Source organism: Hyphomicrobiaceae bacterium (assembly GCA_041397645.1).
Taxonomy (GTDB): Bacteria; Pseudomonadota; Alphaproteobacteria; order Rhizobiales; family Hyphomicrobiaceae; genus Hyphomicrobium_B.
The window spans coordinates 2,574,322-2,597,017 of the sequence record JAWKWE010000004.1; the positions used below are offsets into that span (position 1 = coordinate 2,574,322).

Consider the following 22,696-nt stretch of genomic DNA (forward strand, 5'->3'; position numbering starts at 1 on the left):
ACACCGCATGATTGCTCCCGCGCTTCGCACTCTTCTCGCAACCCTTCTCTTGGCGCTTCTCCCCATGCTTGTAATCAAAACCGACGCATTCGCTGAAGACTCGCAGACCCGGGCCAGCGAGTTCAAGCTCGCCAACGGTATGGACGTCGTGGTCATTCCCGACCACCGTGCGCCTGTCGTGACTCACATGGTCTGGTATCGGGTCGGCGCTGCCGATGAGGTGCGCGGCGTGTCCGGTATCGCTCACTTCCTCGAGCACTTGATGTTCAAGTCCACCGAGAAGTTTCCCGCCGCCGAGTTTTCCAAGGTCGTCGCCCGGCTTGGCGGACAGGACAACGCCTTCACAGGACAGGACGCTACCAGCTACTTCCAGAACATCTCCAAGGATCGCCTGAAGACGATGATGGAGATGGAAGCGGAGCGCATGGTCAACTTGAGGCTCGACGACAAAGAAGTGCTCACAGAGCGCGACGTTATCCTTGAGGAGCGGCGCTCGCGCATCGATAACAATCCCGCCGCGCTGCTGGACGAGCAGCTCAATGCGGCTCTCTATCTCAACCATCCCTACGGCGTGCCGGTGATCGGCTGGTATCATGAGATGGCGAAACTATCGCCGCAGAACGCGCAGGACTTCTACAAGCACTACTACGCGCCGAATAACGCCATCCTGGTGGTGGCAGGCGACGTCACGCCCGACGAGGTCAAGAAGCTTGCTGAAGAAACCTATGGCAAACTTCCGACCAACCCGGCGGTGTCTTCCACGCGCGTGCGGCCTTCCGAGCCGCCGCAGATCGTGGCGCGCCGGCTTGAGCTCAAGGATCCGCGCGCGGGTAACTTCTCATTCCACCGCTACTACATCACGCCAAGCTATAAGTCGGCCAAACCCGGCGAAGCTGAAGCGCTTGAGGTGATGATGAAGATCATCGGCGATGGCGCTACCAGCCGCCTTTACAAGAAGCTCGTCGTCGATGGCAAAGTCGCCGCCAGCACTTCGGGGGATTTCTCCGGCCTTGGGATGGATAGCGGGCAGATCACGCTCTTTGCCGTGGCTGCAGATGGCGTTCCTCTGCCCAAGATCGAAGCCATGGCCGATGAGGTGCTTGATGACGTCGTAAAGAACGGCGTGACACCTCAGGAGCTTCAGCGGGCAAAGAACGCATTGACGGCTGAATACATCTATCAAAGCGACAATCAGGCCATCTTGGCACGCCGCTATGGATGGGCGCTCGTTGTCGGGCGCACGATTGAGGACGTCGAAAGCTGGCCTGATCGCATCGCCAAGGTGAGCCTCGACGACATCAAGAAGGTCGCGGGTGAGTACCTCGATATCAGGCATTCTGTGACGGGATATATGACGCCCGACAGGAGCGAAGTCGCCCAGGCGCCAACGGCCGCCGCGACGAGGGCTTCAGCCAACGGGACGGAGAGGTAGGCCACATGATGCAGGTTTCGTTTGCGCGCGCCAGTCGGCTGGCCGGCGGGTGGCGCAAGGCGGCTGCTGCCGTCGCATCAATCTTTCTCATTCAAGCATCAGGGACGTCACCCGCCAGTGCCATGAACATTCAGACGATCAAGAGCCCTGGCGGCATCGAGGCGTGGCTTGTCGAGGAGCATTCCGTTCCTCTGATGGCGCTGCGTTTCTCCTTCGAGGGCGGTTCGAGCCAGGACATGCCCGGCAAGGAAGGAACTGCCAACTTCATCACCGCGATGATGGATGAGGGTGCGGGCGACATCAAATCGGCCGAGTTCCAGGAGCGCATGGAAGAAATTGCGATGCGCATGAGCTGGAGCGACAGCAAGGATGCGCTCTACGGCGGTCTTGAGACGTTGACGCAAAACCGTGAGAAAGCGACAGAGCTGTTGAAGCTTGCCGTTACTAGGCCGCGGTTTGACGCTGACGCCGTGGACCGCATTCGCGGCCAGCTCATCGCGAACCTGATGTATGCGGATAAGGATCCCGACAAGGTCGCCGGAAAGGCGTGGTTTGCAACCGCGTTCGAGGGCCACCCCTATGCTCGTTCGTCGGAAGGCTCGCCGCAAACGATCGGCGGGATGACGCCCGAAGATCTTCACGCTTTTCACAAGCGACTGTTCGCCAAGGACAACCTGAAGGTTGTCGCGGTCGGCGACATCGATGCGGCGACGCTGGGCAAGATGATTGATGAGATCTTCGGGGATTTGCCTGCAAAGGCCGAGTTTAATCCCGTTGCTCAGACGCAGCCGGTCAACACCGGAACTCAGACGATCATTGACATGAACGTACCGCAGTCTGTCGCTGTGTTCGGTCTGCCCGCTATGGCGCGCAAGGATCCCGATTTCATCCCGGCTTTCGTTGTGAACCACATTCTTGGCGGCGGCGGATTCGCTTCCAAGCTCATGGAAGAGGTGCGCGAGAAACGCGGCTTGGCCTATTCGGTCTATAGCTATCTGCAACCCTACGATCACACCTCGGTCATGGTTGGCAGCGTGGCGACGAAGAACGAGTCGATGGCTGAAAGCCTCGACATCATCCGCAAGGAGTTGACCAAGATGGCCGAGAACGGCCCGACCGCCGACGATCTGGCGGCCGCCAAAAGCTTTCTCATCGGCTCCTATCCGCTGCGCTTCGACACAGATGCCAAGATTGCGGCTCAGCTTCTCGGACTTATGGAAGAGGGGTTTGGACCGGACTATGTCGAGAACCGTAACAAGCTCATCGATGGGGTAACGATGGAGGACGCAAAGCGCGTCGCCAAGCGGTTGCTGCAAACCGATAAGCTGATTGTCACCATCGTCGGCAAACCCGCAAACGTGAAGGCAATCGGGGCGGCAGCGGCCACGCCGCCGCGCGGCTGAAGGCAGCGGGCAATCGAATTCCAAAAGGCGGTGGCCGACCAGGGTCGCCGCCTTTTTTCTAGTCACCCGTTCAAAGAGTTACCACTCCGATCATCTGGGGCGAAGGGACGTCGGCCTGACGCGGCCTATTGGCCTTGGGAGGCTGCCCAAGACTGTGATATGGCACGGCCACCGCTTGTGAAGTCTTGAGAATGGGGGAGACGCATGGCCGCTGAACAACCCGAACGCTACCGCCAATCCGTTGCAGGCTGCATGGACGGCGCAATCGGTGCCTACGGGCTTAGCGACGGTGTTCTTAAAAGTTATCTCGATCGGCTTTCACCCCATCTCGAAGCGTTGCGTGCCGACTATGCCGCCAAGTCCTTACCGTTGCTTCGCGTATGTGAAGATCGCGACGATGTAGCGGCCGCACGCGCGGCGCTGACCAAACTGTCTGAGGGCGCGCGCAACATCTTGTTTTTCGGTACTGGCGGCTCGAGTCTGGGGGGGCAGACGCTTGCCCAGCTTGCGGGATGGAACATTCCTGGAGGCGCGGATGCTGCGCAGAGGACGCGCCCGCGTACACGCTTTTACGACAATCTCGATGGAACGACGCTCGCCGCTGGTCTTTCAGCGGTAGAGCTGGCCAAGACGCGCTTCATCGTCACTTCGAAATCGGGCGGAACGGCCGAGACGCTCGCACAGGTTATTGTTGCGTTGTCGGCGGTGAAAGACGCCGGACTTGAAGCCCAGATCCCCGATATGTTTCTCGGCATCACCGAACCGGAAAAGCCGGGCAAGCCGAATGGATTGCGCGAGTTGTTCTCGTTCTTGAAAATTCCGATGCTGGAGCATCACACAGGGATTGGCGGCCGCTTCTCGTGTTTGACGAATGTGGGCCTGATGCCCGCCATGGCGCGCGGGATTGATCCTCTTGCTGTGCGCGAAGGTGCGGCGGCGGTGGTGCAATCGATGCTCGCTGCTAAGTCGCCGAAGGATTTTGCGCCTGCGGTCGGCGCCGCAACTGCGGTTGCGCTGTCGAAAGAGCGCGGCGTGCACACGCTCGTTATGATGCCCTACAACGATCGCCTCAGTCGGCTCGCAGCTTGGTTTGTACAGCTTTGGGCAGAAAGCCTGGGCAAGGGTGGGGAAGGTACCAGCCCCATCGCCGCGCTGGGCCCCCTCGATCAGCACAGCCAGCTGCAGCTCTACATGGATGGTCCGCGCGAGCATTACCTGACGGTGATGCGTGTGGCCTCTGCCGGCAAAGGTCCGCGAATCGATCCCGCTTTCGCCAAGCGGGCAGGAGCCGAGTTCATGGCCGGGCGCACCATCGGCGATGTTGTCGCCGCCCAGGCCCATGCGGTGCCCGAGGCACTGGCGCAGGCCGGACGGCCGGTCAGGACGTTCGATGTGGATAGCCTTGACGAAAAGACGCTCGGATCTTTGCTGATGCACTTTATGATCGAGACGATTCTCGCAGGTCGCCTTTTAGGGCTCGATCCTTTCGATCAGCCCGCCGTCGAGTTGGCCAAAGTGCTGACAAGGAAGCGGCTGAAAGCGGGAGCATGATCAACGCGCAGCGCTGTCGGTTATGTCGACGCGCGAGTACGAGGAGACAAATCCTTGGGCATCCGCCAGCTCTCGGCAGAGACCATAAACCGCATCGCCGCCGGCGAAGTGGTCGAGCGTCCTGCAAGTGCGGTCAAGGAACTCGTTGAGAATGCCATTGATGCGGGCGCGCGTCAGATCGAGATCGTCGCTGCCGCCGGTGGATTGTCGCTCATCCGCGTAACGGACGACGGAGGTGGAATGAGCGCTACCGATCTCGCCTTATGCGTGGAGCGGCACGCTACCTCAAAGCTTTCCGAAGAAGATCTTTTTGACATCCGTAGTCTCGGCTTTCGCGGCGAGGCTTTGCCGTCGATCGGCTCGATTGCGCGTTTGGAAGTGAAATCTAAGCCGCACGATGCGCGTGATGGGCTGGCCATCGTCGTCGAGCGTGGGCGCAAAGGAGTGGTGCAACCCGCCGCACTCAATGCGGGTACGGTCGTTGAGGTGCGCGATCTTTTTTCGGCGACCCCTGCGCGCCTCAAGTTCATGAAGAGCGAGCGTTCAGAGAACATGGCGATTGCCGATACTGTGCGCCGCCTCGCCATGGCGCATCCAGAGATCGGTTTCGTACTGCACACAGGTGAGCGCACGCCCTTGGTCTTGCCACGCAGCAATGCCACGCCGGAAGGTCTGCTGGAACGTCTGGGCCGCATCATGGGTGCAGAATTCATGGCGGATGCGTTGGAGATTGCAGGCGGCGGCTCTGGCGCGAGCGGTCCCATGCGGGTGTTTGGTTTCGCAGGGCTGCCCACGCTTCACCGCCAGGACTCTGGTCAGCAGTATCTTTTCGTCAACGGCCGCCCGGTCAAGGATCGTCTTTTGATCGGCGCCGTAAAGGGGGCATACGGCGATCTCATTCCAAAGGGACGCTCGCCCTACCTTGCGTTGTTCCTGGAAGTTGCGCCAAGCGACCTAGACGTTAATGTTCATCCCACAAAAGCCGAAGTCCGCTTCCGGGATCCTGGTAGGGTACGCGGTCTGATCATCGGAGCGTTGCGGCAGGCACTTGAATCAGCCGGCCATCGCGCTTCTGCGCAAGGCGGCGTGCTGACGGCAGAGAGTTTCGTGGCCGGAGAAATCGGCGGTGAGCCGAATGCGCAATCGCCGTATCCTTCTGCGGTTGAAAGCGCGGCTGTGCAGAAAATTTTCTCTGGCGCGCAACATGCGGCACCGTCTCGATCGTATTTTTTTGATGCGCGTCCCAGCGGACAGTTCGACGAGGCGAAACAGAAACCGTTCGCTCCCTTGCTCAATCCAAGCGCCGACGCGCGCACGTCTGCCGTCCCGCTGCGCGAAGATCTTCTAGAGCGTCCGCTCGGAGCAGCGCGCGCTCAAGTGCATGAGAATTACATCGTCGCGCAAACCCGCGATGGTCTTGTCATCGTGGATCAGCACGCAGCCCACGAGCGGCTTGTTTATGAGCGGCTGAAGAAGGCGCTCGCAAATGGCGGCGTGACGCGCCAGGGTCTGCTTATTCCGGTCATCGTGGCGCTTGATGAGGACGAAGCGGCAGGATTGATCGAAAAGGCCGCCGAATTGGCCGAGCTAGGCTTGGTCGTGGAGAGCTTCGGGGCAGGGGCGGTCGCTGTGCGCGAAACACCCGCGTTGCTCGGGGATACGGATGTCCAAGGTCTGGTGAAGGATTTGGCGGCGGAAATTGCGGCTGAAGGCACCGCGCGTCATCTGAAGGACAGGCTTGAGGCAATCGCTTCGCGCATGGCGTGTCATGGTAGTGTTCGCTCTGGCCGCCGGTTGACCGGAGAAGAGATGAACGCTTTGCTGCGCCAGATGGAGGCGACACCATATTCCGGGCAATGTAATCATGGGCGACCGACCTACGTGTCGCTGAAGTTGAGCGACATCGAAAGACTGTTCGGCCGGCGCTGAGCGGACTGCCTGATGGTCACGAGGGGAGAATCATGACCAATCCGCTGTTTGACTCATTGTTTGCCCCGCACGCTGGCAAGCAGGATGCATTTCTCGTCACCGCCAGCGGCGAGGCTACGTCCTACGATGATTTTCTCAAAGATGTGTCGCGTCTGGCGCAAGCGCTGATCGCATGCGGTGTGAAGCCTGGCTCGCGCGTTGCTGTTCAAGTTGAGAAGTCGCAAATGGCGCTCGCTCTATATGGGGCGTGCCTTCTGTCGGGCGCGGTCTTTCTGCCACTCAATACCGCCTACACGAGCGAGGAAGTTGCCTACTTTGTCGGAGATGCCGAGGCGAGCCTGATCGTGTGCGATCCTTCCGCCAGCGATGGGCTGGCTGCTTGCGCCAAGCAGCATCATGCGCGGTTGGAAACTATGGACCGGGAAGGCGGCGGGTCCGTTGCTTCCCTGGCCGCATGTATGCCCGTCAGTTTCGAGCCTGTTGATCGCGAGATCGAGGATACCGCTGCGATCCTTTACACGTCGGGCACTACCGGCCGTTCCAAAGGCGCCGTGCTGTCGCAAGGCAATTTGCTCTCAAATGCACTTGCATTGCGCGATATCTGGCAATTCTCGGCGTCAGATAGGCTGCTGCACGCGCTTCCGATCTTTCACGTCCATGGGCTTTTCGTAGCAACAAACGTGATGCTTGCGGCCGGCGGTTCGATGATTTTCCTTCCACGCTTCGACACAGACCAGGTGATTACCCTACTGCCGAAGGCGACGACCATGATGGGCGTGCCGACGTTCTATACACGGCTGCTTGCTGCGCAAAACTTCACGAAGGAGACGGCGCGTTCCATTCGTCTATTCGTGTCAGGCAGCGCGCCTTTGTTACCCGCGACTTTCGCGGATTTTGAGGAACGAACGGGCAAGCGCATCCTTGAACGCTATGGCATGACCGAAACCGGCATGATCACATCCAATCCCTATGAAGCCGAGCGTCGCGCCGGCGCCGTCGGCTTCCCGCTGCCCGGCGTTTCGGTGCGCATTGCTGATCCAGAAACGGGTGCTGTGCTGCCCAGAGGTGAAACAGGCGTGATCGAAGTTTCCGGTCCGAATGTGTTTTCAGGCTATTGGCGTCGGCCTGATTTGCGCGACAGCGAGTTCCGGCCCGACGGTTACTTTATTACCGGTGATCTCGGCATGATCGATGAGGACGGCTATGTGTTCATCGTCGGGAGGGCAAAAGATCTCGTTATTTCAGGTGGCCTCAACGTCTATCCAAAAGAGATCGAAACGTTGATCGATGGATTGGAGGGCGTTGTCGAGTCCGCCGTCTTCGGCGTGCCGCATGCCGACTTCGGCGAGGCGGTCGTGGCAGCCGTCGTGACGACGCCTGGTACGGAATTGACTGCCGAGACGATCAAAGCCGCGATTGCAGGCAGACTTGCCGGCTTCAAGCAGCCTAAGGCGGTTTTCATGGTCAAAGATCTGCCCCGCAACACCATGGGCAAGGTCCAAAAGAACATCTTGCGACAGACTTACAAGGATGTCTTTCAGCCGGTGGCACAGAAATAGAAAAACCGGAGCGGGGTTCCGCTCCGGCGCTCTAACCGGGATGATGTCGAAGGCCGATGCGCACGGCCTTGCGGTCTCAGGCCGGATACTGTTCAGGCGTCACGCCAGCCGTTTCCAGGAACTTGCGGATCTGCATCACTTCGTCCTTGGGGAGCGAGTGATTGACGTGAGTTAGCGCGACGGAGTGGCCATTCAGGCTAACGCCGATGCGGTTGCCGTGCTTGTTCTCTATTTCGGCGCCCAGCTCCTTCAAAACGTGCTCGACTTCCTTGAAGTCGATGTTTGCGCTGATCGGATGTGCGAACAACTGGGCGAGCACCTTGCGATGTTTATGGTTCATTGGGTCCTCGGTTTATGATCTTCGTCAGGAAGACTGACAGCAGACGTGCCCGAAGTGATTGCGCTGGATCAACTCGCCAAGCGTCGTTTTTTCACAGTTGAAATCGGGCGTAGGGCTCCGGGGGCTGCACAATTGTCCCCCCGTATGCGTGCTCGGTCTTGCGATGCAAGCTTGCCAAGCCGCACGGAACAGTTCGGGCGCAATCGGCTCTCCTGGCGGGTAGCCAGCCGGTTGCGCCCTTTGACGTTCAGTGGCCTTCGACGTCGTTGGCGCTGTCGGAGTTGAGCTGTCCGTAGTTCTCCACGCCGATGCGGTCGAGAAGATCCAGCTGGGTTTCGAGGAAGTCGATGTGACCCTCCTCGTCTTTCAGCAACGCCTCAAACAGTTGCATCGAGACGTAGTCACCCTCGTCGCGGCAGATTTCGCGAGATTTCGAATAGCTCTCGCGTGCAATGTGTTCGCCCTTGAGATCGCATTCGAGAACTTCCTTGATGTTCTCGCCGATCATCAGCGGCGCGACATGCTGCAGGTTGGGGTGTCCTTCCAAGAACAGGATGCGGTCGACGAGCTTGTCGGCATGTTCCATCTCTTCGATGGACTCGGCGCGCTCCTTCTTGGCGAGCTTTCCGTAACCCCAGTTCGCCAGCATTCGGTAGTGAAGCCAATATTGGTTGATGGCGCCTAGCTCGAGCTTCAGGGCTTCGTTGAGACGTTCGATAACTTTCTTATTGCCCTTCATGGGACGGCTCCGCCTGCTGTTGGAATTGAACTATGTCGGCAGACCTTATGGCATCGCACACAATATGGCCAGAACGCCATCGACGCGGGGGGCAATATCCAAAAATTGCAGGTTTTCAGGCGGCGCCGACGGCCGTCTCGTATGAGCCGTGCGCGGCGCGCTCGCGCCGTTCGCGGCGGTCTTGAAGGATGGCGAGCTTGCGGCGAGCTTCAGCTAAAGAGTAGGGGCAAACGCGCGTGTCGTTCTGCAGCCGGTCCATGGCTTGGTAAATGACACGGACGGTGAGCGGCGCGCACCGGCAGCAATTCATTTGTTTTTTGAGATGTCGGAAGACGACGCCTGGCGTTGGCAAAAGCGCCCGGGGAGAACTCATGATTTCGCAGACGGCACGGTCGACGTCACGATCCGTGATGACTGCGCAAGAGCAGACGATCACAACACTTCTCCAATGCTTCAGGGTTCAAGGCCCCAATATCGGAATCTTGGACGTACTTTGTGGGCAAACCGGGAACCGCGTCAAGATGGGCATTGGTGAATGCGACCTAAGGCGCAGTCCAGAAGCTTGAAATTGCTCTAAAAAGCACATCGGAGGGCCGAAAATCGGGCGCTTCAGGCATCGCCTAACCCCATCAGCCCCATGATCTCGTCCACGGCCAGAGTGGGAAGCAGGGTGCCAGCGCCGACGGCCTGCTCGATATTCGAAAGTTCGGCAGCGACTTTGGGATTCGATTTCAGGGCGCTCATCAGGCGATCTTCTAACATATCGCGCATCCAGGAGACGGTTTGAGACCGCCGCCGGGCCTGAAATTCGCCGGTGGCGCTCATCTTTTCGCGATGCTCCAGCACCTTGGCCCAAAGGGTGTCGAGTCCCTTGTTCTCACGTCCCGAGATGGTGACGACGGGAGGAAACCAGGTGGCGCCGTGCGGTGTGAAAATCTGCAGGGCAGCGCGATAATCGGCGGCGGCGCTTTCTGCGCGCTTGATGTTGTCGCCGTCGGCCTTGTTGATGGCGATCATGTCGGCCAGCTCAATGATGCCCTTCTTGATGCCCTGCAGGTCGTCGCCGCCGCCTGCCAGCAGCAGCACAAGGAAGAAATCGACCATATCGGCGAGGGCGACTTCACTTTGACCCACGCCAACGGTTTCAACGATCACCGCGTCGAACCCTGCGGCTTCGACTAAGGCCATGGTTTCGCGCGTGCGCCGGGTGACGCCCCCAAGGGTACCCGAGGACGGAGAGGGCCTTATAAATGCATTCTTTTCTTGGGCCAGATCGTTCATGCGGGTCTTGTCACCCAGAATAGAGCCGCCTGTGCGCTTGGAAGTGGGGTCGATGGCAAGGACCGCGATTTTCAGACCGGCATTTATGAGATTCATGCCGAGCTGGTCGATGGTCGTCGATTTTCCCACGCCTGGTACGCCGGTGATCCCCAGCCGGATGGCGTTTCCTGTCTTTGGAAGAAGCTGCTGCAACACGGCCTGGGCCAGGCAAGCGTGCTCTGGATTGGAGCTTTCAACGAGCGTGATTGCCCGCGCCAACATGGTGCGATCGCCGGCGCAAACGCCCGCGACGTAATCTTCAACCGGAATCCGATGCGCAGGGCGGGCGGGTAGGGTCATGAGAAAGTTCGACTCTTCAGGGCTTTGAGTTCCGTCTTTGCGGACGCGACCTTGGGGATAAATGCACCATCCCGCAAGCCGCGATTTAGCCGCTCACGCCCGTCATAACAGCGTCCATCACCGGATCGTACGATCTACGGCATTGAAGAGACCGGACCCGAGGTTGCAGGGCACGCGCCCGCTGGCCTATGGTCCGGTACATTGCGGGTTGCGGGAAGTTTTTAGGGGGATTTTATGAAGCGGCTCACGGGAATTGCGCTTGCCTTAGCGTTGTTGATGCCGGTTTCCGGCCTTGTCACCGGTTGCGGACAGGAAAAGTCCAAGCAGGAGCAGGCGGCTGAGGACAATTCGCGCGAAATGACCGAGAGCGCGCCTCCTGAAGCTAAAGAGGGCGGCAGCGGCCGCAAGTCAGCGGCAAGGAAGAGGTACGCGCCTGGGAAGGATGTGGGCTCCGCCGAAGAGGAGGCCGCTCCGCCGATGACGGAAGCCGCTCCCGAGGCCACGGCTCCAGAGCCAGAGGCCTCCGAGAGCGCTGCTCCAGAAGTCGCTGAAGAGCCAGCACCCGTTCCCGCTTATCCTGATGTTGCCGCTCCCAAACCCGCCGCTCCTTCGGATAACGATGGCATCGGTATGAGCGGGTCAGGCCAAGGTGGCGGTGGGGCGGACTACTCGCGTGGAATAGGCGGGGATGATGCAGGCTCTCCAGGATCGTCTGCCGGTACTCCGCCACCAGAGGCTACGACCGAGGCGTCTCCCACGCCGCCGCCAGCAGCCTCCGACAAAGAAATGTTCGACGTCGTGCCTGTATTCTATGGCACCGATCGCGCCGTCGAGCCTGATCCCAATCGGCTGCGGTATGGCTCTGAACGCGGTCACAAATTACAGCTGGGTCGGGCGCTGGTGACCGTGCCGACGGCTCATAAGGTGCCCGAAATCGAGCGGCCCTGGGTGATCGAAATTCCCTACTTCAAGGTCAAGATCTACGAGGAGAAGGAAGACACCGCCAAGCACTTCACAATTCAGGAGATCAGCGCGCTGACCAAGGAGCAGATGCTCGACCTGGTGAAGCTGAGACTGTCGAAGTCTGAGAACTTCAAGGACCACGCCTTCGTCTTCGTCCATGGCTTCAACACGCCTTTCGATTACGCGCTCTATCGCACGGCGCAGATTGCCTACGACATGAAGTTCGACGGCGCGCCATTCGTCTATTGCTGGCCGTCGGGAGGCAATGTCGCGAGCTACACCTATGACCGTGGCAGCGCCGAACAGGCCGAACCCTACCTCACTGAATTTCTGGAAATAGTCATCAAGGAGAGCGGGGCGAAATCCATTTCTTTGATTGCGCATTCCATGGGCAACGAGCTGCTGTTGCGAGTTCTTGAGAGCCTCCGCCCGCGAACGCCGGAAGGGGTCAAGATCAGCCAGGTGATCCTCGCCGCGCCCGATGTGGACCGTGATAAGTTCATGAACATTGCGCGCGAGATTACGGACTTCGCCAATGGCGTGACGCTGTATGCGGCTTCTAACGACAAGGCGCTGGGCTATTCGGCACGTTTCTGGGGCGGCGTTCCCCGCGCAGGCGACGTGCCTGCATCGGGTCCGTTGATCATTCCGGGCGTGGACACCATCGACGTCAGCGCGGTCTCAACCGACAGCCTCGGCCTCAACCACTCGGGCTATGCGGAGAACAACGCCTTGCTCAACGATATTAAGCTCCTGCTTCAGACCGGGGAACGGCCGCCGGACAAGCGGATCCCGATCCTTGAGCATATGACGACGGCCGCTGGCGGCGTCTATTGGCGCTATCCGCCGGCGAAATAGGGTCCGCCAGTCAACCGTTTCTAAACGACTGTCCCATAACATGACGCCAGAGGTTTTTATATCCTTGGAGTTTCGTTATGGCGTTGCGGCTTGGAATTGTAAGTATTTCATTATTGTCTGGGGTTGTCGGCGTTGGTCTCTCCGACGCGCGCTCTGCGCTGGCGGACGAGGCATTTCTGTGCGGGCCCGATACCGTCGTCTACGTCAAACCCTCGGAACTTGAGCTGAAGAAGCGCACCGATCCCTGCATCGCGGCCTACTTCGGCTTGAAAGTCGATGAAGGTGCAAAGACGCCTCCGTCAGAACCTCCATCGAATGCAGCCAAGCCTTCGATGAAGGCTGGCGCCGGAGCAGCGCAGCCGGCACCCGTTGAGCTTAAGCGGCTGCCCGAGCCAGAACGCGAGAGATCGACGCGCGCGGTCGAGGAACGTTCCGCATCGTTGTCGCCGCCTATGCCTGCGCCGGGAACCGATTACCGCAATGTGCGGATCATCAATGCATCCTCTCCGGGCGAGGAATGGTATCGGCACGTGCGCTAAGCGCGAACTTCTTGGGCAAATATCGGATGCGGCGCTTTCGCAAGTATGCTGGCTTGTTTCTTTTGATGGCAGTTGGTCGCTATGCGCCACTGCAGCAGCTCGAGGGATTTTTTGTTTCTGCAACGCCAGCTTCGAGAATTGTGACGGGGTCTCTGAACGCAACTAAGTCAGTGGTGGCTGTCCCTGGCAACGACGCTGGCGATGCTCGGGCGCGTTCACAGATCGACATCATACTTGCAGACGCGCAATCCAATCCGGGCTCTCAATACGGCCATCCGGGACGAGGCAGAGGCAATCCCGCCCGAATCCGTAGCGGGCGAGACAGTGGCTGGCCTGATGAAATGTTCGTCGGGGGCACAGGCCTTCTGGACGGCTCTCCTTCCTTACAATCGCAGCATGCCCTTGCTGAAACCAATCCTGACAGCTTCGTGGTGATTTGCGAGGCCGGCTGCCGGAGCGGTCACGACGAGATCGTGTACACAATTTCCAAAGCCAGCGCGCAGGCAGCAGAAATTGCAAAGCATAGGATGGAAGTGACGGCCGCCTCGACGGAGGTTGCAAACAGCGACGATGCCGTCGTCTGTATCGCAGGTTGTTACGACGACGATACGGCGGCACGCCGTCATGCCAGCGCAGCTGCGCCGTCAGTTCCATCACAAGAAACCCGAGTAGCTCAGGCTACCGAAACAGATCAAGACCAAGAGCTTGCGACACGTCATTTGATCAGCTTGGAGACGCATGTGCGTGCCGTCCAAAAGAGGGTCGATGCACTTGCCGCTTGGTCGCGTCTGTTGCCGCAGACAGCATATGCATCTGAACGGGGGCGACCTGCGTTGCGCTCCGCACCCTCCGATAGCAACCAGCACGACACTGACGACCGGTATGCCGAGCGGCCGCGCCAGATCGCCGAGGACGTAGTTTCCGCCGATCACTCATAAACGACTTGTTAAGCGTGTTTGCGTAACTGTTGTGTCGGTTCAGTCCAGCGTCAAAGGTTTCAGTCATGCGTCGGCACACGTTGCTCCTGTGGAGCTCCATTGCACTTATCAGCGCGTCGCTTTCCCCTGTGTGGTCTCCGTCAGGAGTGCTCGCCGCAGACGCCGCCAAGTCCAAAGAAAAATCCTCTAACGCCGCACAGCCCAAGATCTACAGCGTACCAGAAGATGGCATGGACGACGATTTTCCGGCTTCGAGCCGTCTCGTTCGCGATCTCGTTGCGGCACATCCCAACGAAGATCTTGTGATCTGTGTGGCCGGCTGCAATCCCAATCTCAATCGCGTGATCTACTCTCAGCCGGCCGACCCGCATGCCAAACGTGCGACGGTCGCTGAGAAGCACGATGCGGCTCCCGAACCCGTTGCCCAGGAGCAGAGCGAGCCTGCAACTCCTGAGACGGCCGAGGCAAAAACACCCGCAAATGAGGCGCCCGCTGCCGCGGCGCAACCGGAAGCCTCCGAACAGCGCATGGAGCCAACGGCGGCAGAGCCCGAGTCTCAGTCGAGCAACGATAATTCGGATGAGCCGCCCGCCGCTGATCACTCGGATGAGAATTCAGATGAGAATTCGGATGCCAACGCCTCGCGCGAGCATCATCAGGACACCGATCCCGACGGGGCGGCCGAATAGCGGTCCCGCTCCAATCAAGCAATAAGTGGTGAGGCGGCGGAGGTCGCCTCATTTCGTTTGAATAAGTTTCATGACGTCGGCGTAGGACGAGACCTTATAAACAAGGCCGTTCTTGATGAAGTACTGCCAATCGAGCTTGTCGGACTGGGCAAGATCTTCCGGTGTGACCGAATAGAGTTCGTCGCTCAACACGTCCCGGAAGTTGATGGCTGTCGCTTTCGCTTCATCTCCAAAGTATTGCCAGGTTCCCGGCGGAGGAAGTCGGCTCTCGGCCTCCTTGTGAAACACCACCTCTCGCAACACCTCAGGCGAAAGCTCGCCGCGTTTTATGGCCTCGATCGCCATTTCTACGAAGCCGATCTGAACGAGACCGGAGCAAATGTACTCGTTGGGCGGCTGCCACTCGTTCTCGCGATAAACTTCGACCGTCTTCTCCTTGGTGCGCATTTTCGACTGTACGCCGAACCAGATGTTGCGCGCGATGCGCAAGATTGCGAGGAAATCGTAGCGCGCCTTGATCTTGTCGAGAAGAAGTCCGCGTACGCGCGACTGGCGCGGCGCCGTGAACCAATCCTTGCGCAGCCGTTTGATGGCAACGTATGTGCTCTTGTTCTCGGTGTAGTCGGTGAACTGGGTGAGATCGACACCACCCGTTCCGGACTCGATGACGAATGTTCCCGAAATGCCGGAGTCAAACTGAGGACCCGTGAATACGAGCGCGGCATGGGAGAACGGAGAATTGGTCGCCCAGCGGATGACTGCGGCTGTGATGTCGCCGGTGCGCCGCGTCAACACCACGTCGGCCCGGTCGAGGTAATGGCCCTGCAGAAAGGTTGCGACGTCCTTCGGCCATTTGTCGTCGAAGGCTTGGGCGGTCTGCGCCGTCTCGACGTCGGCTTTGGGCGCGGGCTGCTTGTTGAGGGCGTTTGAGTCTTGCGCGACCAGCAGCATTAAGGCGAACGCCGCCGCAAGGGACAGGAGTGTCGCCCGCTTCATGATATTTCCCCCTCTCGCAATACTTACAGGGCCACGCTGTGGCGCGTCTTGGGCGTGATTATGCCCAAAAGCACTTCATGGAAAAGACAAGGAGACAGCAGCACGCCATATCCACATGTTTAACCGGGCATTTTTGACCTTAGGCGTTGCTGAGCGGCACCGCACGGGACGCTGCCTGGTGCGCGATGTAAGAAACCCGCGACGGAAATTGCGATGCTTGCCGTTTCCCTGATCGACGGCAGCGGGCGCCGTTCCCCTGATGCGCCCCGCACCGAGATTTTAAGGAGATGATACGCATGATCAAGATTTCCCGCGGCGCAATGGCCGCTCTTGCTGCCGTAGTGGCAGTTCCTACGACGGTTGCAATTGCACGCGGCTATGACCATGGCGGCTGGCATCGCATGAGCCCCGAGACGCGCGAGCGTCTTGATGAAGGGCGCCTTGCAATGGCCAAGACTGCGCTCAAGCTCAATGCGGACCAGGAAAAGCTCTGGTCGGCGGTCGAAACCGAGGTCCGCGCTGCGTTTAAGGCACGCGAAGCCCGGGCGGCCGAGCGAGATCAGAAGCGCGAGGAATGGCGCAAGGCGCGTGAAGAAGGCAAGGACGTCGATAAGCTGCGCGGCGATCTTGCAGACCGCATCGAGAAGATGAGCGAAAGAATGTCGGAGCGTGCTGAGCGCATGAAGGCGTTCTCCACGGCGTTCAAGCCGTTCTATGCCTCGCTTTCCGATGAGCAGAAGGAAGTGCTGCGTCCTCTGATGCGCGATCTTATGCGCGGCGGCGGACACCATGGCGGCAAGCGCTGGGCGCACGGACGTGGGCACGAAGGCTGGGGCGGTCATCACCGCTGGCGCGATGGAGATCGTGCTGAAGGTCGCCGAGGTGGCGGTTCCATGCAGGACGACAAGGGCCCGCCGACCGAGCAGGCTGCGCCCGATGGGCCAGACGGAGAGGACACGCCGTCCGACAACCTCTAAATCACGGTTCTCAAGTTTCGCATTTGCGGGAATGCGGGATGGTGCGGGTCAGGAGAAATCCTGGCCCGTATCGTTTTTGACGACAGCCGCTTGGAAAAAAAAAGGCGCTGCTTTTTTTGAAGCAGCGCCTTCTCTTTTTCATTATCTGTGGCTGAGTTCAGGCGACGCGAGGCGCTCCCGAGGAGCGGTTGCGACGGCGCGGTTGCGAACCGTTCAAGAACTTGGGTGGACGCTGACCGTTCCAGCGCTGTGGCGCGGCCGACTCGCTTGTTCGAGAGTCGTTGTCGCGTGCCTCGCGATGGTTGCGGTTTCGATGTTCGCCTTGGGCCCTATGCGCTTCGTGATGCGTTCTTGTCTCATCGCGCGGCCTGGAGTGGTGGGTCTTGTGGGCGTGAGGCCCGCCATGGGAACCATTGCCACGCTGCCGTTCCTGCCGTAGTTCTTGTCCACGTTCGTGGCGAAGCCCATCGGCAGCTGCCGTCTCCTGGTGGTGTTCCTTGAAGCGGCGGTCATCGCGTGGTGCGTGATGGTTCGCTTTGCCATGGCGATTGTTGTTCCGCTCGTTGTTGTCGGAGCCGCGATGTCGCGGGGCGCCACCACGATCTTCGCCAAGTCCTGCCGGCCTGCGTTGGTCACGCTTTTCATCGCTAATGGCAAAATCGTTGTGGCGTTCCCGAGAGCGACGGTCATCGCGTTCGCGGTGCGGCTTGCCATGGCGGTGGCCGCCCCGCTCGCCCTTGTCGGAATCGCGCTGCCGTGCTGGACCGCGATGATCCTCGCCAAACCCGACAGAGTTTCGGCGTTCGCCGCCGCTGTCGCGGTTCTTGCGCGGTATGGCCGGCAACGCTTCGCCGCCTACATCGTCGATGACTTCGATGGGCTGCTTCATCAAACGCTCGATGGCCTTGATCTCGCCGCGCTCGGAAGGATCGCATAGCGAGATTGCTATCCCGCTTGTTCCCTTGCGCGCCGTGCGGCCGATACGGTGCACATAAGTCTCCGGTTCCATCGGCATATCGAAGTTGATGACGTGAGTGATGCCGGAAACATCGATGCCGCGCGCTGCGATGTCTGTCGCAACCAGCACGCGAACGTGACCGGCGGAGAAATCTTTCAGTGCGCGCTGGCGTGCATTCTGAGCCTTGTTGCCGTGGATTGCCGCGGCACCGATGCCAGCCATCCCGAGACGGTCTGCAACGCGGTCGGCACCGCGCTTGGTCCGCGTGAAAACAATGACGCGCGAGACGTTTTCGTCCTTGAGGATGGTGTGCAGGCGGCTTTGCTTCTCCGGCCCGCGCACGATCATGACCTTCTGATCGATACGGTCCACGACGATCTGCTTAGGGCTGAGATCGATGCGATAGGGGTCGTTGAGCAATTCATGCGCAAGCTTGCGGATTTCGTCCGGCATGGTGGCCGAAAGCATCGCCGTGCGACGCTTGTGAGAGAGAAGCGACGCAATCCTGCGGACGTCGCGGATGAAGCCCATGTCGAACATGCGGTCGGCCTCGTCGAGAACGAACGTCCGCACGCAACGCAAATCGACGTGGCGATCATTGACGTGATCGAGCAGGCGGCCGGGTGTGGCGACAAGTACGTGGACGCCACGCTTCAAGGCGTGAATCTGGGGGCCTTTGCTGACACCGCCGAGCACGACCGCCCGGCGGATGTGCATATTGCGGGACAGGCTTGCGACCTCCTGGTCAATCTGCAGCGCAAGCTCGCGCGTCGGCGCCAGAATGAGCGAAAGCGCCTCGCGCGGATTGGGATTGGCAGGGTTGTTGGCGAGTTCTTGCAGGATGGGCAGCACAAACGCTGCGGTCTTTCCTGAGCCAGTCTCGGCCAGCGCAAGTAGGTCGCGACCTTCGATCTGGGGAACAAGTGCAGCCTTCTGAACCGGCGTCGGCGTATCGTACCCGCACTGGTTCAGCGCGCGCGCAACCGGCCCGGCAAAGCCGAAGGCCTCAAAATTGTCATGTGTCAAAGTGGAAAATGTCCCAAGGGCTCCGGACCTGTGCGCACCCTTCGTGCGAGGTCTCGTCCCATGGCCCACACCGGCGCTTTCGGGGTGTGGCCTCGTTTGTTCGGATTGATCTGGATGCAGGGTCGAGCGCGTTTGTCAAAAAACGCTTGTGTTGGCACGAAGACCCGAGCGCCATCGAAGAGCAATGCGCCGCTTATGCGCAGGCTTCGGAGGCGAAGTCAAGGCAATCGGCGGCCCTGTGCCGTCATGTGGCGAGCTGGCGCAGGGGGCAAACGGTTACTTCTTGCAGGGGTAGGCCTCTGACAGAGCCGCCGTCATGGTCACTTTGGTCGGCTCACTAAGCCGATCTTGGTGCTTCCTGGCCCAGTCGAGGTAGATTTGGGCAAGGTCGTCCATGTTGTAGCCTTTGGGGATGCAAAATCCGTCCTCGGGCTTCGACATTTTGACATGCGAATTAATGAAGCCGGCGCAGGACGATTTGAGCTGGATGTATTCCGGCGTCACCTCTTTGATGGGCCGGGGCAGCGCGAAGAACTGCTCACACAGCTCCACGAGAGGCATGGAGTCGTCAGCCCTGGCAGTCGGAGCATTCGGAAAGCCCGCTGCGAGCGCGCATGCGCAGGAGGCAACGGTAAGCCAGCGAAGTTTATGCAACATGAACTCGGTCCTGAGGCTATTCCGGCAAGAGGTGTTCCTAACACGTGTCCGCCTTGAGAAAAACCGGAACGGAAGTCGGTTTCTCTTGCGCGGTTCCGGCGTGATAAACGGGAGCTGAAAAAAAGCGAATGAGGGCACTGTGACAACCTCGAACGACGCCAAGCTTACCGATCAGCAGATCGCCGATATTGCTGATCTCGTCCTGCGCACCTACGACACGCGCACGCAAATAACGTCGATTGCGGCGCAAGTTGAGGGATTGGACCTCGCGGCGGCTTACAGGGTTTGTGCCAAGGTGCGTGACGTGCGGGAGGCGCGTGGGGAACGCGCGATCGGTCGTAAGCTTGGGTTTACCAACCGCAACATCTGGGATGAATACAAGGTCTACGCTCCGATCTGGAACTACGTCTACGACACCACGGTGCGTAGCATCTCGCCGGAGGGTGCCGAGTTCGAAATGGGACTGGTCGTGGAGCCGCGCCTGGAGCCTGAGATTTCGCTCGGCCTAACGCGCGATCCGGAACCGGGCATGGATGAGCGTGCGCTGATGGACTGCATCGGATGGGTGGCGCACGGCTTCGAGGTTGTGCAGTCGCTGTTCCCCAACTGGATATTTGCGCCCGCGGACACGATTGCGGCGTTCGGTCTGCATGGCGCTTTGATGTTGGGACCGCGCCATGAGGTCAGCGACGCTAACCGCGAAGGCTGGTTTGCGCGCTTGAGCGACTTCGAATTGAAGCTGTTTCGCAACGAGCAGTTTGCCGACCAGGGGCACGCGCGCAACGTTCTGGGGGGACCGCTCTCAGCTTTGCGCAACGTCGTGGAAGTATTGGCAGCCGATTCCGCCAATCCCCCAATTTCCGCTGGTGAGTTTGTGACGACCGGAACTGTGACCAGAGCATTCCCAATGCATAGTGGAGATATTTGGCGGACGGAATTCTCGGGGGCACCACTTGAGGGTTTGAAGGTGGCGTTGCGCGACTGAATGTCTCGAATTCGGCGCGGCGGCCTTGTTGAATTGGTCCAATTAGCAGACCAGTACGTCGCTCCAGATATTTAGCTGCTTATTGCAGAACTGTTGTTCTCCGGCGTTGCAATGATTTCAAAATAACGATCGTGCGCCTTCTCGTCGGGTAGTGTGCGGCTACATAAATTCCGTCAAGAGAGACGAATTGTGTCGTATGCAGATGGAACATTAAATCCATTAGGACAACGAATTGCGCGTTCGCATTTTCTTGCGAATTAAGCACATTTTTTCGCGGTATCCGATCTGCCCGGAGAAAATTCGGGAATTCAATTTTGCGCACGGATTATCGGCGAGTGGTTAGTGGAAAGGTAAGCTAACCCGAACATTCACAGTAATCGCAAGCTGAACGTCAGATGAAATTTTGCGAGATTTCTGGAATGAAAATGTTTGCCAGCAATGAAGTCCGCTTATGGTCAGAACATCTTGGACGACTTAAATTAAAATGCATTGGCGATTGTTCAGGGCAATCGTCTTCTTGAGGCAAGCGCGTCCTGGAACCGTTCGGCGTCGGAAATAGGGCCGTCCAGCGCAGAACGAAGGGATCAATGCGAAGTTTTTCTCCGCGACTCGTTTTATCAAAAGAGCTGCATCCACTGTTCGCCGAGCAGATCGCGGAGGTACGGGCAACGCCTGGGTTTTACCAGGCCATTCGTCTCCACGCCGATGCAACGCGTATCAGTGGTAGTTACGGCGCGGACGCCGCCACTTACGCAAAGCACATTGGTGATGCGGGCAATCAGTTGATCGAGTTGGTGGCCCTTTACCAGCATCTCCTGAAGGAGCGGTCGAACATTGGGGTCGGCGCTACTTTGGGAAGACTGCAGAAAACCGCGTTTATCCATGGTTTCGCCAGCCCGCGCCGCGTCACGATGTACGTGAAGCGCTTGGTCCAAATAGGAAGACTGGGCTACAGCGAGGAGGCGGGCGACCGCCGCGTGCGCCGTCTTATTCCAGGTGAAGACCTCGTGATGGCGGCGTTTCGCAACACCCAACACAGCGTGCGCGCCGCCGATTTGATCTGGCAATCGCAATTGGGCGAACGACTGCAGAGCGATACGAACTTCTTCGACATGCTGTTCGTCGCCAAATATCAGCGCTACGTGGCGGGTGCCGATCCGCTGCGACCATTCTCGGACGTTCGTCACTTCACGTCAAAAGACGCGGGCAGCTATCTCCTCGGCTCGCTGATTTATGGTGCGCTCGAAAACGCCGAAAGGCTTTCGCCCGAGACGGAGTTTACCTTGGGCTACTCGGATGCGTCCGCTGCCAGCGGTGTCTCGCGCACACATGTTCGTAACGTCATTGAGACCGCGGAGAAGCTAGGTCTCGTGATCAGGATCGGCGAAGGCGGTCGGGCCATGAGGCTGACGGAAAGGATGATCGACTCCTACGAGCGCTGCTTTGCCTGCGCCATGATCCTGGTTCGCGCTGCTGCCAACGACGTTGAGGCTCAGGAAGTACAGGAGCCAGTGCGACCAAACAGTGACTCGTGAGGACGCAGCCACTCGTAGACTTGTGTGAAATCAGGCGAGCTCGGCAATGGCCTTGCGCATGGCGTCCATGACGCCGGGCTCTGTTATGGCGTGTCCGGCGGCATCAATGATCTGCAAAGTCGAGCTTGGCCAAGCGGAAGCGATTGCGTCCGCGGCCAATGGCGGACACAGCAAATCATAACGCCCTTGAACGATGTGGCCTGGGATGCCGTTGAGCCGCCCCACATGGTCCAGCAGTTGGTTTGGCGCGAGAAAAAAATCATGCGCGATGTAGTGAGCTTCAATGATCGGAGTTGGAGGTAGTCGGGCGTCGCTTGCAACCTGGTGCGGCAAGTTTGTGTTTGCGGGTTTGAGTTCCGAAAGCGCCCGCTCGTAGGCGTTCCACATGTGCGCGGCTGGTGCGTGGACTGCGGGATCGGGATCAAGTAGCCGGCGCACATAGCTGGCGAGCAGGTCTGCGCGCTCGGATGCTGGCAGCCAGTCGCGGAAGTCGCGGTACAATCCGGGCCGGAAAGCGCGCGGACCTTCGATGAAGGCCCACGTGACCTCCTGGCGCGTGCCGAGGAAGACAGCGCGCAAAACGATCGAGCTCACGCGCTCCGGATGGGCTTCGGCATAAGCGAGCGCAAGTGTCGACCCCCATGAGCCGCCGACGACCATCCACCTTTCGATATCGTAGTGCACGCGTATGGTCTCGATGTCCTGCACCAGATGAGCGGTCGTATTACTACGGCACGACAGGTAGGGGTGGCTACGACCGGCGCCGCGTTGATCGAACAAGAACACATGGTCGCGCTGCGGGTCGAACAAGGAACGATGAAGGTGTTGTGCGCCGCTGCCAGGGCCGCCGTGCAGAAATACGCAAGGTCTGCCGCCACGCAGACCAACTTCCTCAACATATATCCAATGCCCATCGCCCACGTCGATCATGCGCGCGTCGAAGGGGCGCAAGGGTGTGGAGGCATGTTCATTCATGTATGGGACCGTGGGTTATGCAGATTG

The 22,696-nt window shown here is 59.3% G+C and carries 20 protein-coding genes; 12 read left to right on the top strand and 8 right to left on the bottom strand.

Annotated features, from left to right (window positions below):
• Positions 1–64 precede the first annotated feature (64 nt).
• The 5 genes from R3D51_11970 (at position 65) to R3D51_11990 (ending at position 7,874) form a co-directional block, all read left to right on the top strand.
• Positions 65–1,432: a pitrilysin family protein gene (locus tag R3D51_11970; GenBank protein ID MEZ5900194.1), complete on the top strand. Its 1,368-nt coding sequence runs from the start codon at positions 65–67 to the stop codon at positions 1,430–1,432.
• Between the two features lie 5 nt (positions 1,433–1,437).
• On the top strand, positions 1,438–2,835 hold the full coding sequence (locus tag R3D51_11975; GenBank protein MEZ5900195.1) for a pitrilysin family protein: 1,398 nt from the start codon (positions 1,438–1,440) through the stop codon (positions 2,833–2,835).
• A gap of 204 nt (positions 2,836–3,039) precedes the next feature.
• On the top strand, positions 3,040–4,386 hold the full coding sequence (locus tag R3D51_11980) for a glucose-6-phosphate isomerase (protein MEZ5900196.1): 1,347 nt from the start codon (positions 3,040–3,042) through the stop codon (positions 4,384–4,386).
• 54 nt (positions 4,387–4,440) lie between these two features.
• Complete coding sequence (mutL, locus tag R3D51_11985; GenBank protein MEZ5900197.1) at positions 4,441–6,315, top strand: DNA mismatch repair endonuclease MutL; 1,875 nt, start codon at positions 4,441–4,443, stop codon at positions 6,313–6,315.
• 32 nt (positions 6,316–6,347) lie between these two features.
• The gene (locus R3D51_11990; GenBank protein ID MEZ5900198.1) at positions 6,348–7,874 is read left to right on the top strand and encodes a malonyl-CoA synthase; all 1,527 of its coding nucleotides are present in this window, start codon (positions 6,348–6,350) and stop codon (positions 7,872–7,874) included.
• A gap of 76 nt (positions 7,875–7,950) precedes the next feature.
• Here R3D51_11990 and R3D51_11995 read toward each other — a convergent pair whose 3' ends face one another.
• The 4 genes from R3D51_11995 to meaB form a co-directional block, all read right to left on the bottom strand.
• Positions 7,951–8,214 (bottom strand): hypothetical protein, encoded by a 264-nt coding sequence (locus R3D51_11995; protein ID MEZ5900199.1) that lies wholly within the window; start codon positions 8,212–8,214, stop codon positions 7,951–7,953.
• 247 nt (positions 8,215–8,461) lie between these two features.
• Positions 8,462–8,953 (bottom strand): bacterioferritin, encoded by a 492-nt coding sequence (gene bfr, locus R3D51_12000; GenBank protein ID MEZ5900200.1) that lies wholly within the window; start codon positions 8,951–8,953, stop codon positions 8,462–8,464.
• Between the two features lie 115 nt (positions 8,954–9,068).
• Positions 9,069–9,263, bottom strand: a complete 195-nt coding sequence (locus R3D51_12005; protein ID MEZ5900201.1) for a hypothetical protein — start codon at positions 9,261–9,263, stop codon at positions 9,069–9,071.
• A 299-nt stretch (positions 9,264–9,562) separates the two neighbouring features.
• The gene (gene meaB, locus R3D51_12010) at positions 9,563–10,573 is read right to left on the bottom strand and encodes a methylmalonyl Co-A mutase-associated GTPase MeaB (GenBank protein MEZ5900202.1); all 1,011 of its coding nucleotides are present in this window, start codon (positions 10,571–10,573) and stop codon (positions 9,563–9,565) included.
• Between the two features lie 234 nt (positions 10,574–10,807).
• Between meaB and R3D51_12015 the strand changes: the two genes are divergently transcribed.
• The 4 genes from R3D51_12015 (at position 10,808) to R3D51_12030 (ending at position 14,560) form a co-directional block, all read left to right on the top strand.
• Positions 10,808–12,394: an alpha/beta hydrolase gene (locus R3D51_12015; GenBank protein MEZ5900203.1), complete on the top strand. Its 1,587-nt coding sequence runs from the start codon at positions 10,808–10,810 to the stop codon at positions 12,392–12,394.
• 77 nt (positions 12,395–12,471) lie between these two features.
• Entirely contained in the window at positions 12,472–12,933 is a 462-nt protein-coding gene (locus tag R3D51_12020) for a hypothetical protein (GenBank protein ID MEZ5900204.1), read from the top strand.
• 26 nt (positions 12,934–12,959) lie between these two features.
• Positions 12,960–13,871: a hypothetical protein gene (locus R3D51_12025; GenBank protein ID MEZ5900205.1), complete on the top strand. Its 912-nt coding sequence runs from the start codon at positions 12,960–12,962 to the stop codon at positions 13,869–13,871.
• A gap of 65 nt (positions 13,872–13,936) precedes the next feature.
• Positions 13,937–14,560: a hypothetical protein gene (locus R3D51_12030; GenBank protein ID MEZ5900206.1), complete on the top strand. Its 624-nt coding sequence runs from the start codon at positions 13,937–13,939 to the stop codon at positions 14,558–14,560.
• Positions 14,561–14,608: 48 nt separating this feature from the next.
• On the opposite strand, the gene R3D51_12035 is transcribed toward R3D51_12030, so the two are convergent.
• Entirely contained in the window at positions 14,609–15,556 is a 948-nt protein-coding gene (locus R3D51_12035; GenBank protein MEZ5900207.1) for a hypothetical protein, read from the bottom strand.
• 296 nt (positions 15,557–15,852) lie between these two features.
• On the opposite strand from R3D51_12035, the gene R3D51_12040 reads away from it, so the two are divergent.
• Positions 15,853–16,533: a Spy/CpxP family protein refolding chaperone gene (locus R3D51_12040; GenBank protein MEZ5900208.1), complete on the top strand. Its 681-nt coding sequence runs from the start codon at positions 15,853–15,855 to the stop codon at positions 16,531–16,533.
• Between the two features lie 157 nt (positions 16,534–16,690).
• Here R3D51_12040 and R3D51_12045 read toward each other — a convergent pair whose 3' ends face one another.
• Both R3D51_12045 and R3D51_12050 read right to left on the bottom strand, forming a co-directional pair.
• The gene (locus tag R3D51_12045; GenBank protein MEZ5900209.1) at positions 16,691–18,517 is read right to left on the bottom strand and encodes a DEAD/DEAH box helicase; all 1,827 of its coding nucleotides are present in this window, start codon (positions 18,515–18,517) and stop codon (positions 16,691–16,693) included.
• A gap of 276 nt (positions 18,518–18,793) precedes the next feature.
• Complete coding sequence (locus R3D51_12050; protein MEZ5900210.1) at positions 18,794–19,174, bottom strand: Rap1a/Tai family immunity protein; 381 nt, start codon at positions 19,172–19,174, stop codon at positions 18,794–18,796.
• Positions 19,175–19,313: 139 nt separating this feature from the next.
• Between R3D51_12050 and R3D51_12055 the strand changes: the two genes are divergently transcribed.
• Together R3D51_12055 and R3D51_12060 are read left to right on the top strand one after the other, a co-directional pair.
• On the top strand, positions 19,314–20,159 hold the full coding sequence (locus R3D51_12055) for a hydratase (GenBank protein MEZ5900211.1): 846 nt from the start codon (positions 19,314–19,316) through the stop codon (positions 20,157–20,159).
• A gap of 587 nt (positions 20,160–20,746) precedes the next feature.
• Positions 20,747–21,694: a hypothetical protein gene (locus R3D51_12060; protein MEZ5900212.1), complete on the top strand. Its 948-nt coding sequence runs from the start codon at positions 20,747–20,749 to the stop codon at positions 21,692–21,694.
• A gap of 30 nt (positions 21,695–21,724) precedes the next feature.
• Here R3D51_12060 and pip read toward each other — a convergent pair whose 3' ends face one another.
• On the bottom strand, positions 21,725–22,669 hold the full coding sequence (gene pip, locus R3D51_12065; GenBank protein MEZ5900213.1) for a prolyl aminopeptidase: 945 nt from the start codon (positions 22,667–22,669) through the stop codon (positions 21,725–21,727).
• Positions 22,670–22,696 lie beyond the last annotated feature (27 nt).

Excerpts from the sequence above, each read along its gene's own strand:
- R3D51_11995 (MEZ5900199.1), bottom strand. The coding sequence starts at position 8,214 with ATGAACCATAAACATCGCAAGGTGCTCGCCCAGTTGTTCGCACATCCG.
- R3D51_11980 (MEZ5900196.1), top strand. The coding sequence starts at position 3,040 with ATGGCCGCTGAACAACCCGAACGCTACCGCCAATCCGTTGCAGGCTGC.
- R3D51_12040 (MEZ5900208.1), top strand. The coding sequence starts at position 15,853 with ATGATCAAGATTTCCCGCGGCGCAATGGCCGCTCTTGCTGCCGTAGTG.
- R3D51_12035 (MEZ5900207.1), bottom strand. The coding sequence starts at position 15,556 with ATGAAGCGGGCGACACTCCTGTCCCTTGCGGCGGCGTTCGCCTTAATG.
- R3D51_11970 (MEZ5900194.1), top strand. The coding sequence starts at position 65 with ATGCTTGTAATCAAAACCGACGCATTCGCTGAAGACTCGCAGACCCGG.
- R3D51_12025 (MEZ5900205.1), top strand. The coding sequence starts at position 12,960 with ATGCGGCGCTTTCGCAAGTATGCTGGCTTGTTTCTTTTGATGGCAGTT.
- R3D51_12005 (MEZ5900201.1), bottom strand. The coding sequence starts at position 9,263 with ATGAATTGCTGCCGGTGCGCGCCGCTCACCGTCCGTGTCATTTACCAA.
- R3D51_12050 (MEZ5900210.1), bottom strand. The coding sequence starts at position 19,174 with ATGTTGCATAAACTTCGCTGGCTTACCGTTGCCTCCTGCGCATGCGCG.
- meaB (MEZ5900202.1), bottom strand. The coding sequence starts at position 10,573 with ATGACCCTACCCGCCCGCCCTGCGCATCGGATTCCGGTTGAAGATTAC.
- R3D51_12030 (MEZ5900206.1), top strand. The coding sequence starts at position 13,937 with ATGCGTCGGCACACGTTGCTCCTGTGGAGCTCCATTGCACTTATCAGC.
- R3D51_12015 (MEZ5900203.1), top strand. The coding sequence starts at position 10,808 with ATGAAGCGGCTCACGGGAATTGCGCTTGCCTTAGCGTTGTTGATGCCG.
- pip (MEZ5900213.1), bottom strand. The coding sequence starts at position 22,669 with ATGAATGAACATGCCTCCACACCCTTGCGCCCCTTCGACGCGCGCATG.
- bfr (MEZ5900200.1), bottom strand. The coding sequence starts at position 8,953 with ATGAAGGGCAATAAGAAAGTTATCGAACGTCTCAACGAAGCCCTGAAG.
- R3D51_11975 (MEZ5900195.1), top strand. The coding sequence starts at position 1,438 with ATGATGCAGGTTTCGTTTGCGCGCGCCAGTCGGCTGGCCGGCGGGTGG.
- R3D51_12020 (MEZ5900204.1), top strand. The coding sequence starts at position 12,472 with ATGGCGTTGCGGCTTGGAATTGTAAGTATTTCATTATTGTCTGGGGTT.
- R3D51_11990 (MEZ5900198.1), top strand. The coding sequence starts at position 6,348 with ATGACCAATCCGCTGTTTGACTCATTGTTTGCCCCGCACGCTGGCAAG.
- R3D51_12060 (MEZ5900212.1), top strand. The coding sequence starts at position 20,747 with ATGCGAAGTTTTTCTCCGCGACTCGTTTTATCAAAAGAGCTGCATCCA.